Here is a 12,143-nt window from a genome sequence, read left to right as displayed (position 1 = left end):
GTCTTAGTTAATTCCATTTTTCTGCCCATTTTTGGATCTCATCCATGGCACTCTGAAGATCACGGCCTTTTTCTGTCAATTCATATTCTATGCGCACTGGAGTTTCCGGATAAACTTTTCTAATAATTATTCCTTCCTTTTCCAGCTCCTTAAATCGTTCTGTAAGCATACGAGCACTCATATTAGGAATAGCTTCTTCTATATCTGAAAATCGATTTTGTCCATTCAATAATGTTCTTATAATCAATCCGGTCCATCTTTTTCCTAGTAATTCAAAAGCATTTTCAAACCTTGGGCACATATGAAATTTTTCCATATTTAATCACCACCTGTTACTATTCTATCATAATCACTTAATTAAGATAAGCAACTTATGATATTATACTAAATATAATAATATTCATTGAATAAGTCAATATTCCGTAAAACTTATGTATTAACTTTGATCTTTATGGATTTCCAGAAGAACTTTACAATATAAAATATGAGGTGCAAGGTTCTAGTACAGTTGCAGCAAAAGTCGAAGAAAAACTTTCACACGAAGGCATAAAAGTGAAAAAAGACTTAAATAGGGGTCTAGATCACGGAGCTTGGACTCTTTTAAGACATCTTTATCCAGAAGCCAACATCCCCGTTGTTCAAGTTTCAATAGACTCGAACTTATCCATTGAAGAACAAATTAAAATAGGTAGCGCTCTAAAAACTTTAGGTGACGAAGATATTTTAATTATCGGAAGCGGAAATACAGTTCATAATTTAAATTTAGTTGATTTTGAGGCTGTAAGCAATGATTCTTGGGCTGAAGAATTTGATGACTGGTTAATTAACAGGTTAAAAGAAAATGATTTCAATTCGCTTTACAATTATAGAGATCAAGCTCCAAATGCCGATTTGGCTGTTCCAAGCCCTGAGCATTTTGTTCCGCTATTTATAGCATTAGGCAGCAGTTCGCTATTAATTCCTAGAGTTATTTTTCGAGAGTATGAATTAGGAAATTTAAGCCGTCTTTGCCTTGAATTTTAGTAATCTAATATTTTAGCAGGATATGATATACTCAATCCTGCTTTAGTAAAAAATTTAATAGTATTTTTCCTTTACTTCTCTTGTAAATCCATAATCAATAATTACTGGCCTGCCATTAATTACTCCCCAACTACTTTGTCTATTCAAATCACATAATAGTAAATTATAACCTTGAGAAATATTTTTTATCTGTTTTAAATCAAACATTTCTTTTTTACTTTTAACATCAAAATATCTCCATATTTCCGTAATATTATATACCTTATCCGCTCTCTCCATAATTAAGAACTCAAAATTTTTCGAAACATCTATAACCTTCGCAAACAGGTTAGAATTGTCATAACGAGAAATATAATACTCTGTTTTATTTTGTGCAATTCCAGCTGCATTCTTTGCTATTTTTACTACATATCCATTCCCAAGATCAAATACTTCTCTACAAGAACCAGAACCAATATATCTGCAATATCCTCGTGTTATACTAAATATAATTCGATTAATATCCATTTAAACACCTGCTTTATGCTCATCTCTTTATATTCATTGGTAAAATTCTACATATTATATTATTCGCTCGATATGAAATTGGTTCGCTATGCTTTTACAACTTAATTAATTCCAAATAAAAATGTAGCTGAGGAATTTTATTTTTTCCTCAGCTACATTTATACTTTCTACTTATCCGGCTCAACATGAACCATTACCTGCGTTATATCTAGATCTTCTTTCAATTTATCTTCTATTTTTTCGGTAATGGAATGTCCCTCAACTAAAGACAACTCAGAACTGACACTAACTACTAAATCAAGTAAAATATTATTTCCATGAACGCGCGCTCTTATATTCTTAATTTGTTTAACTCCAGGAACTTGGCTAATAGATTTAGTTATACCATCAAGCTTCTCTCTACTAAAACCATCTGATAGATTATGAGTTGCCTCCCTAAATATATCCCATCCTGTCTTTAATATTAAAGCACTTACAACTACAGCTGCAAGAGGATCTATCCAAGGAAAACCAAACTGAGAAGCAACAATACCTATAGTCGTACCAATACTTACCCATGCATCAGAAAGATTATCTTTTGCAGCAGCCATTAGCCCAGAGCTTTTTATCTTAACAGCAATCCTCATATTATAACGATATACCATGTAAATAGCTGCAGCACAAAAAATTGCCACTACAGCAGATATTAAATCAGGAGCCTTAGGGTTAAAAAAGATAACTGATTTAATCGCATTATAAAGCACATCAAGACCAACAGCTATCATAATTAAAGATGCTATTAATGATGCTATTGTTTCTGCTCTAAGATGACCATAAGGATGATCATCATCAGCTGGCTTTCTTGATATCTTTAATCCAATTAAAACTGCCACTGAAGCTATTATATCGGTAGTATTATTAATTCCGTCAGCTAATAATGCCTTTGATTGAGCAAAAAAACCAACTCCGAGTTTTAATAATGATAATGTTATATACGCTATAATACTCACTCTAGCCCCACGTTCCGCTATTTTTAAATTATTATAACTGTTTTCCATACTTTCCACCCCTGACTATACTATTTTTCAATGCTATCTTAATAATTATCATTCTTAAATAAATTTATGCAAAACATACTCTTCATTGAAGTAATTCACTTTCAAGTACTTTACTATAAGGCAATTACAGCATATGATTTGCTATAAAAATGTATTTTACAATTAAAGATTACATAAAGTTAATTTTCCAAATAACATAAGTATTATTCGTTATTATATCTACATATTATATGACACTGAATTTTATAGACCTTATCATACTTATATGTGTATATACTAAACATAACGCATTTAGCATTTGGTTAATAGTTTCAGGTTAGCTAATATGGCCATAAATTAAATATTATTATCAAACAGAAAGTAATTAAAATGTTCATTTTACAGATAAATTAATTTGCTATAGAATTTTCTATATATTTATCAAGATACCGTTCTAAGTCATCAATCTCTTCATTTTTAGGTAAACAACTAATTAATGTTTTTAAAACGTCTCTCTCCTTTATATAGTTAAGAGAAAATGAAAAATTTAAATCAATTATCCAACTTAATTCATATATTTTTCTATCATTATAATTTTCCAGTGAATTATTACTAATTTTTTTGTTTGAACGAATGTCCTTAATAAGCTCTGAATTATAGCCTGATGTAAAAGGTAAATTATCAAGCGCCGGATTAGGATGATTTTTTCTTTCTCTCTCATATCCCATAATGATTCTGAAAATATCAAGTTTATCGGCATCTCTAATCAATTTGCAAAACAATGATTCTTCCTTATTCAAATCCATCGGAAGATCTTTTGCATTATGAATATTTACAGCTTTAATAATAATCTTTCTTCTACTGTCATCTAAGTTTTTTAATGTTCCATTCTCTTCTAATATTTTAACGCCTAAAGCAGCATGATTTTCTGAAAAAGCATCCCTAAATGTCTTATACTTTTTAAATTGTTCAAACCTTCCTATATCATGGAATAATCCTATTATCTCCGCTGTATCAACTTCTTCTTGGGTGAAATTTAAAGATTTTGCAATATTTACAGCATGTTCTGCGACTTTTAGCGTATGTATTTCCTTAAGTTTAATATTCTGATTTATTAAGCTATCTTCCCCATAAAATTTTTTTACATAAGAGCTAAACCAATCATAATATTCTTTAACTAATATATTTTCCATTTTTATCTCCTTACTATATCTAAATATATATCTATTATACTCCTTTAGCATAAATTACTTAACTATAAAGCTCCCTTCTATTTGAGCATAGGTTTTAATTCACATTCATTATGAATCCTTAAAGAATAAAAATACCTTGACAATATTCATTTAATATTGCCAAGGCTTTATAATTTAGGATTTGATCATAAAAATTATATTTATTTTATGTTTATATTTATTTTCCTTGTAAATACTCATCTATAGCTTTTGCTGCTTTTTTACCAGCACCCATAGCAAGTATTACTGTTGCTGCTCCTGTAACTGCATCTCCACCAGCATAAACTGCTTCTTTAGTAGTAAGACCTGTTTCTTCTTCAGCTACAATACATCTTCTCTTATTGATTTCTAATCCTTGAGTTGTTGATGAAATTAATGGATTTGGTGATGTTCCAAGTGACATTATTACAGTGTCTACATCCATAACAAATTCTGAACCAGGAACTTCAACTGGACTTCTTCTTCCTGATGCATCTGGTTCTCCAAGTTCCATTCTTACACATTTCATTCCTTTAACCCATCCATTTTCATCTACTAAGATTTCTGTTGGATTAGTTAATACGTCAAAGATTACTCCTTCTTCCTTAGCATGATGTACTTCTTCTACTCTTGCTGGAAGTTCTGATTCACCTCTTCTATAAACGATATGGCTTTCAGATCCAAGTCTTAAGGCAGTTCTTGCTGCGTCCATAGCAACATTTCCTCCGCCTACTACTGCAACTTTTTTACCAGATCTAACTGGAGTGTCGTATCCTTCTACTGCTGCTTTCATTAAGTTTACTCTTGTTAAAAATTCATTTGCTGAGCATACTCCATTTGCATTTTCTCCTGGTATTCCCATGAATCTTGGAAGCCCTGCACCTGAACCTATAAATACAGCTTTGAATCCTTCATCTTCAAACAATTGATCTATAGTTATAGTTCTGCCAACTATAACATTAGTTTCTATTTTAACACCAAGTTTCTTAATGTTTTCAACTTCATTTTTAACTACTTTTTCTTTTGGAAGTCTGAATTCTGGAATTCCATATTCTAAAACTCCGCCTGCTTTATGAAGTGCCTCAAATATAGTTACTTCATATCCTTTTTTAGCTAAATCTCCAGCACAAGTAAGTCCTGCAGGACCACTTCCTATAACTGCAACTTTCATTCCATTTTTAGGTTCTGTTGCACTTAAGTCAACATTATGTGATGCTGCCCAATCTGCTGTAAATCTTTCAAGCTTACCAATAGATACTGAGTCACCCTTTATTCCTAAAACACATCTTCCTTCACATTGCCTTTCTTGTGGACATACTCTTCCACAAACTGCTGGAAGTGAGCTGTATTTTGAAATTTCTTTTGCAGCTTCTTCAAATTTTTCATCTTTAACATAAGAAATAAATCCTGGTATATTGATTGATACTGGACATCCTTCTACACACTTAGGATTCTTACAGTTTAAACATCTAGAAGCTTCTTTAGTTGCTTCTTCTTCGTTATATCCAATACAAACTTCTTCAAAGTTTGCTGCCCTAACCTTTGGATCTTGTTCTCTTACTGGTATTCTAACTAATCTCTCATTCATGTCCATTATTTATCACCTCTGCAACCACAGCCACCGTGACTATGAGTATTTCCTTCTTCAACTTCTAACTGTGCTTTTCCTTCTTCTGTTTTATACATAGCTTGTCTTCTCATTGATTCATCGTAATTTACTAAATGTCCATCAAATTCTGGTCCGTCAACACAAGCAAACTTAACTTCTCCTCCAACAGTAACTCTACAAGCACCACACATACCTGTACCATCAACCATTATTGGGTTTAAGCTTACTGTTGTTGGAATTTTTAATTCCTTAGTTAGCATAGAAGTAAATTTCATCATTATCATTGGTCCAATAATAATTGCATGATCGTAACTTTTACCTTGATTATTAACTAGCTCTTTAAGCATATCTGATCCAGTTCCCTTAAATTCATATGAACCATCATCAGTTGTTACATAAAGATTTCCAGCAGCATTCTTTAATTTATCTTCATATATTAATAAATCTTTGTTTCTGCTTCCTAAAATAACATCTACAGCTATTCCATGTTCATGCATCCATTTTACTTGTGGGTAAACTGGTGCTGCACCAACTCCGCCTGCCACAAAGATGAAATTCTTTTTCTTTAATTCTTCTATATCCTCATGTATAAATTCACTTGGTACACCTAATGGTCCAACAAAGTCAGCTACATGATCCCCTTCATTAAAAGCAGCTAACTGTTTTGTTCCTTTTCCTACAGTTTGAAAGACTATAGTTACTGTTCCTTTTTCCTGATCATAATCTGCTATAGTTAAAGGAATTCTTTCACCTTTTTCATCATTTTTTATGATAATAAATTGTCCAGGCTTTGCAGATTTTGCTACTCTTGGAGCTTCTATATCCATTGAAAATATATTGTTTGTTAGCTCCTTTTTGTTCACTATTTTATACATTTACGTTCCTCCTAATTTAACCAAGTAAACTTGATTCAGATGATTTTTATATTCATCTGAATCTTAGCATAATTTTTGTTCTTGCGAGAATATACTTTATCTATAAGTATTATTTAATATCTTTATTGCTAATTGCAAATTCCATATAGATTAAGATTTAGATACAAGTTCTTTGTCTGGAGATACTAATATCTTAACATGTTTCTTCTTTTCTGGACCTGTTAATGCTCCGAACCCTTCTTCAACTATATCATCTAAATGTATTTTCTTAGTTACATATCCTTCTGCTTTTATTCTTCCATCTTTCATTTGAGCCATAGTTGCTGGGAATTCATGTCTGTATGCTAATGTTCCAATGATTTTCTTCTCAGTAAATACTAATACATTAGGATTAAATTTAACATCATTTTCCCATATGCTAGTTACAACTAAAGTTCCTTCAAACTTTAAGCTATCTATACCTGTATCAAAACCTATTTGAGCTCCTGTAGTTTCAAACGCCACGTCAACTCCTAATCCGTTAGTAAGCTTCTTAACTTCCTCTGCTATATTTACTTCATTAGGATCTAATACTACATCTGCCCCTGCTCTTTTAGCATACTCTTGTCTTATAGATTTTCTTTGTAATACTATTATTAATTTTGCACCAGCTGCTTTTAAGCACTCAATAGTTGCTAGTCCTATTGGACCAGATCCTAGTACTAACGCAGTATCCCCTGTTCTAAAATTACCAATTCTAATTGAATGTAATGCTACTGCCATTGGCTCAACTAAAGCAGCTTGTTCGTAAGACATTTCATCTGGAATCTTATGTACGAATTCTTCTGGGAAAACTGTATATTCAGCAAGTCCTCCACCACTTCCACAAAGTCCATGGAAACCTAATGATGAACATAAATTATATTTTCCTTCTAAGCATGCTGGACATTTTCCACATGCAACTATAGGTTCAACTATTACTCTATCTCCTGGTTTAAAATTCTTTACATTAGGACCAACTTCAACGACATCTCCTGAAAATTCATGTCCTAAAACTACTGGAGCAGTTGTACCACTTAATGGGTGAGGTTGTCCTACTGGTATAAATATAGGTCCTCCTAAATATTCATGTAAATCTGATCCACATATTCCACACCATTTTACTTTAATCTTTACACCATTAACTGTAACTTTAGGTTCTTCAATTTCCTCTACTCTAACGTCTTTCTTTGCATACCATAATGCTGCTTTCATCTTAAAACTCCTCCTTGGATAAATTGTTAATTAATTCACATATATTTTATTAAGCAATTTCCATGCCAAGTTATGACTAAGATTATATTTTTTTGCGCTATTTAGGTTATTTGCTTGATATAATTTTATTTTACCTATTATTTATAGTATGATTTTATATAAAAACTATGAACTACAAAAGAAAAATGTATCAAAACGATACATTTTATTTTCTCATTTTGATACATAGATTTTTCTTTTCTCATTTTGATACATCTATATGATATTTTTTTATCTTTCTATATAAAGTTGCTCTTCCTATACTTAACAATTTAGATGTTAGTTGAAGATTTCCATCACATTTTTTTATAGCATCCCTTATAGCATTCTCTTCTAATACATCGAGAGGAACTATTTTAATCTCCTCTTGATTTAGAGGTTCCTCATTCAAAGTTTGTGTCATATTATTATAATCTAAATTATTTATATCTATATTCATTATTTCATCTTCGCTTAAGTAATAATCTCGTTCAACAACATTCTTAAGTTCTCTTATATTTCCGTCCCAATCATATTTCTTTAACTTATCAATATATTCCTTACTTACAGTTATAATCTTATTTTTGTTTTTTATGTTTAGCCTTTGAACAAAATCATTTACAAGTACATCTATATCATCTTTTCTTTCTCGTAATGGAATAGTCTTTATTTCCATTACACTTAACCTATAATATAAATCCTCCCTAAAATTTTTCCTTCTTATTTCATTTTTCAATATTCTATTAGTAGCACCAATAACTCTAACATTTAGTTGTTTCTCATAAGTCCCACCGACTCTAACGATCTTTCCATTATCTAAAACCCTAAGAAGCTTACTTTGAATATCTAATGGTAGCTCACCAATTTCATCGAGGAAAATTGTCCCTCCGTCTGCTAATTCAAACTTACCTGGATGCCCTTCTTTTGATGCTCCAGTAAAAGCACCCTTTTCGTATCCAAATAATTCACTTTCAACTAATTCGCTAGGTATTGATGCACAATTTACAGCGACAAACGGACCTCTAGCCCTATCACTATAATTGTGTATTGACTGAGAAATCAACTCTTTACCAGTACCGCTTTCTCCTTGTATTAGTATATTGCAGTCACTTTTTGAAGCCTTTTTAGCGAAGGCTATCATATTTGCCATCTCTTTGCTTGTTGTCATAATGTCTTTAAATTCATATTGTGCTTTATATCCCACAAACTTATTTACTAGTTTATGTACAATCTTAACTTCTGTAAAAGTTATTACCATACCACTACTCTTACCATTTTTATTTAATGGCAAGACATTTATAACACATTTTATTATGTCATTATTTATAGAAAAATCCCATTCTATATTATTTAAAGATTTATTTTTTTCTTGCAATAATTTTTGAAAGTCTACACCATTTAGTACTTCATTAATATTCATATTCATTGCTTCTTCTAATGATATATTTAGAATTTTCAAAGCTCGTCCATTTATTCTTTTAACTTTCATATACTCATTAATAACTATCATGCCTTCTGATATAGAATCAAATGTTACATTAAGTAACTTATACGAAATAGCGAGTGCCATTTGCTTCTGTATTGATTGTGCCGCAGCAGTTACTATACCTAACGTATGAGAATGTGCATTATAATAATTTCCAGACATATTTATACATCCAATTAAATTATCATCTTCATCATAAATAGGAGATGCAGAACAAGTCCAAGAGTGTTGATTTACCCCATAATGTTCTGCTCCTATAGTCTGCACTGGTTTACCAAGGTATAAGGCAGTCCCTATAGCATTAGTTCCAACTACATTTTCTGACCATAATTCACCCTTAAGAAAGTTTAATTCCTCAATTCTCTTCATTATATCGTTATCGCCTATTACATCTACTATATATCCATCTTTATCCGTTAAAAATAATGCAAATCCTGATCCTCGAACCATGCTATAAATACTTTCCATAACAGGCCTAGCTACAGATATGAGTTCATTATTTTTATTAATTAATTCATTTATATTAGAATGTTTAACATGACCCTTACCATCATAAGGATCAACACCATAGTTCATGCATCTTATCCATGAATCACCAATTTCACTTCTAACCTTAGGATTGACATTTCCTGTAGAAATAAAGTCTTTCCAAGCCTTATTAATAAAATCCACATAATTCTCCATATATTTCTCCTATGCTTACACAAAGATAAATTTATCATTTATTATATCTTATATGATAAACTTATTAAATATATATGTCGAATTTAATAATATTTAAATTTGATGTTAGTTTTTGAATAATATAAATATATCACTCTCAACTTACTCTAAAATTTAAAAATCATTTAATATCCATACATAATTCTAATCCAAAGTAACGCTTATGTTCATCATCAATAAATTTTAAAGGTCCATTATAAAGTATTGTTCCTGCATATTTTCCCTTCGTTATAACAATAAAATTATTCAAATTATGGTCTGATGATCTTAAATTAAATTGAAATTCCCTAAGTTCTTTTTGAATAGTTTTAGTATCCAATTTCATCATCCCAAGTTCTGTAATTTCATCATCTGATAACTTTTTATCGTTATCCATATCTCCAATTTTAATTAAAGCTGTCGCTAAGTCTGTTCTAATTTCACTAGAATCAACTATTTTGCCATCAGATCCAAAATCATTTATTTGAAGATCCTCATTTGATGTTCTTTCCGTCTCAAGAGTATTTACCGTTTCACTAAGCATACTGATATCAGTTTTAAAGTCATCAACTGCGAGGCTACTACTATTGATACATTCAATAAAATTATAGAACCTTACTATACTTGTCAAAAAAATAATTAACAATAACAGGAGAAAAAGCATTTTTATTAGATTAATTTTTCTTATAACTATGCTATCTATATTAGACTTATAATTATAAGACAGTAAATTTCTAGTATACATTCTTTCACCTATCCTTTAAAATCTATTTATTTACATTATTAAGTGTAATACTCTATTATTAATTAAAACTTGTTTACGTGTAAAAAGCATGTTAAAACTCCTTCTGTTTTTGCTGATTTTATATAGATAATTCAACTAAGACCTTAACTTATGCATATAACTCGCCGAAATGAATAACATACTTCTGTTCCATTTTAGCTTGTCAAACTGAAAGTTGGAGCATGCTAAAGTGGATACAACCTGCTGCTTAGAACCTTCAGCGATATTTTCATAGCTTTTCGGAATCAAAATATTTATAATTTCGGTGAGGTATACTTAGGCTATGAAATATATCCTAACTAAAATAATAAGGCTTAGAAATGCAATTTAATAACATTTCTAAGCCTTATTTTAAAATAAATATTATTCACTAATCTATTCTTATTAATTTAGCTATATTTTTTGTCTATGTACTTTATATTCTATATATTCTATTTATCTGATTTTTTATTCTTTTTTGCAGTATCTTTGTTATGTCCCTTATGGTTCAACTTATTATCATCACTATCTATCTTAATTTTCACCTCTTCGGTTTCAGAAGCTTCTACTTTATCATTAGCATCTATATCTTCTTTGCGTAATTTTATTTTATCACTATCCTTAACTTTTAAAGCACCACACTTAGTATCCTTTTTAGCTTTTATATCTTCGCTATCTATTATTTCTATCACTGAATCCTCAAGTATACGGGTTTGGCATGCCAATCTATATCCATCATCAATTTTTTCTTTTCCTAAAACTTTTAATTCTTCTTTAGTTGGTTCAGAAAGTTTTCCCTCTATAACTTTAATAACACACTTTCCACATTTTCCTTTTCCTTCACATGAGTCATTAATTTTTACCTTAGCATTTTTAGCAGCTTTTAAAACCTTTTTCTCATCTTTAACTTCTACTTCACTTATAAACTTAACCCTTACTGACATTCTTTCCCTCTCCTTTAAATCTTATATTGATAATTTTAAATTGACAGTTGTAACTTTATTTTATTGAAATTATTTGTAAGTTTAATTCCTATGTATTTCTTCACTTATCATAAACAATCTTATTTTTAAATTTGTTTGTTACCTTAAAGGATAATTATGTAAAGCTACCCTCTAAAAATTATATAATTGTTTACCTCTACAACTTCCCAATCAAAACTTAAATCCAAAATTATTACTCTAAATACTTATCTTTATTAAAATTATATACTTTAAATCATGATACTATACAAAACCTACTGGGTTCTATGCCTCAATAGCTCAATATTACTATTTTCAACTTTCCCTCTATATTTCTTTGCACTAACAATGACATAAATAGCAAACCAAGGTACTTATTTTAAATGACATATAAATGACAAATAGAGTCACCTTTTGTTGGTAACTCTATTTATTATATAATCCATATACTCGATCTATATTTAAATCATTACCATCTACATCCTCCAACTCTAACACTCCAGTTTCTCATTTTCTTTGCAGTTTGATCGCTTTGATAAGCCTTAATCTCATTCTCAGCTTTCTTTCTTCTTTTAATTATATCCTTAACTGTTTTTTGAGTTAGTTCTTTTGGAGTCATATTATCCCACCATCCTTTTTATTTTTGAAATAAAATTTCATCATTACATAAAGTCAATGGTAAATATATTAAGTTTGTACACATTAATTATTTTGTATAGTATTAAAATCACATCATTT

12 protein-coding genes are annotated in these 12,143 nt (G+C 30.2%); 1 reads left to right on the top strand and 11 read right to left on the bottom strand.

Features of this window, described 5'->3' with window-relative positions; all coding sequences use genetic code 11:
* Positions 1-7: 7 nt before the first annotated feature.
* On the bottom strand, positions 8-316 hold the full coding sequence (locus tag F3K33_RS07645; RefSeq protein ID WP_011968801.1) for a winged helix-turn-helix transcriptional regulator: 309 nt from the start codon (positions 314-316) through the stop codon (positions 8-10).
* Positions 317-489: 173 nt separating this feature from the next.
* Here F3K33_RS07645 and F3K33_RS07640 point away from each other — a divergent pair, with 173 nt between their 5' ends.
* Positions 490-1,023 (top strand): DODA-type extradiol aromatic ring-opening family dioxygenase, encoded by a 534-nt coding sequence (locus F3K33_RS07640; protein WP_023976786.1) that lies wholly within the window; start codon positions 490-492, stop codon positions 1,021-1,023.
* 54 nt (positions 1,024-1,077) lie between these two features.
* Here F3K33_RS07640 and F3K33_RS07635 read toward each other — a convergent pair whose 3' ends face one another.
* From F3K33_RS07635 to F3K33_RS26300, 10 genes are all read right to left on the bottom strand, one after another.
* Complete coding sequence (locus F3K33_RS07635; protein ID WP_039770645.1) at positions 1,078-1,530, bottom strand: hypothetical protein; 453 nt, start codon at positions 1,528-1,530, stop codon at positions 1,078-1,080.
* 167 nt (positions 1,531-1,697) lie between these two features.
* Positions 1,698-2,567, bottom strand: coding sequence for a cation diffusion facilitator family transporter (locus F3K33_RS07630; protein ID WP_023976788.1), 870 nt, complete (start codon positions 2,565-2,567; stop codon positions 1,698-1,700).
* A 389-nt stretch (positions 2,568-2,956) separates the two neighbouring features.
* A complete protein-coding gene (locus F3K33_RS07625) occupies positions 2,957-3,739 on the bottom strand; it encodes an HD domain-containing protein (RefSeq protein WP_039770648.1) in 783 nt (260 codons plus the stop codon).
* A gap of 217 nt (positions 3,740-3,956) precedes the next feature.
* Positions 3,957-5,351, bottom strand: a complete 1,395-nt coding sequence (gene gltA / locus F3K33_RS07620; RefSeq protein ID WP_105411917.1) for an NADPH-dependent glutamate synthase — start codon at positions 5,349-5,351, stop codon at positions 3,957-3,959.
* Complete coding sequence (locus tag F3K33_RS07615) at positions 5,351-6,241, bottom strand: sulfide/dihydroorotate dehydrogenase-like FAD/NAD-binding protein (RefSeq protein ID WP_041895316.1); 891 nt, start codon at positions 6,239-6,241, stop codon at positions 5,351-5,353. The genes gltA and F3K33_RS07615 overlap by 1 nt, the downstream gene beginning before the upstream one ends.
* A gap of 150 nt (positions 6,242-6,391) precedes the next feature.
* Positions 6,392-7,474 carry a 2,3-butanediol dehydrogenase gene (locus F3K33_RS07610; RefSeq protein ID WP_011968796.1) on the bottom strand — a complete coding sequence of 361 codons (1,083 nt, stop codon included), beginning with the start codon at positions 7,472-7,474 and terminating at the stop codon, positions 6,392-6,394.
* A gap of 241 nt (positions 7,475-7,715) precedes the next feature.
* On the bottom strand, positions 7,716-9,662 hold the full coding sequence (locus F3K33_RS07605; protein WP_023976861.1) for a sigma-54-dependent Fis family transcriptional regulator: 1,947 nt from the start codon (positions 9,660-9,662) through the stop codon (positions 7,716-7,718).
* Positions 9,663-9,822: 160 nt separating this feature from the next.
* The gene (locus F3K33_RS07600; RefSeq protein ID WP_039773315.1) at positions 9,823-10,425 is read right to left on the bottom strand and encodes a hypothetical protein; all 603 of its coding nucleotides are present in this window, start codon (positions 10,423-10,425) and stop codon (positions 9,823-9,825) included.
* 470 nt (positions 10,426-10,895) lie between these two features.
* Complete coding sequence (locus F3K33_RS07595; protein ID WP_039773317.1) at positions 10,896-11,387, bottom strand: 2Fe-2S iron-sulfur cluster-binding protein; 492 nt, start codon at positions 11,385-11,387, stop codon at positions 10,896-10,898.
* A gap of 487 nt (positions 11,388-11,874) precedes the next feature.
* Positions 11,875-12,024: a hypothetical protein gene (locus F3K33_RS26300; RefSeq protein WP_017211431.1), complete on the bottom strand. Its 150-nt coding sequence runs from the start codon at positions 12,022-12,024 to the stop codon at positions 11,875-11,877.
* Between the last annotated feature and the right edge of the window lie 119 nt (positions 12,025-12,143).

It is taken from the genome of Clostridium beijerinckii (assembly GCF_008705175.1).
GTDB classification, from domain to species: Bacteria; Bacillota; Clostridia; order Clostridiales; family Clostridiaceae; genus Clostridium; species Clostridium beijerinckii.
The sequence above is the reverse complement of the archived record's forward strand: the minus strand, read 5'-3'. Positions and strand labels throughout refer to the sequence as shown.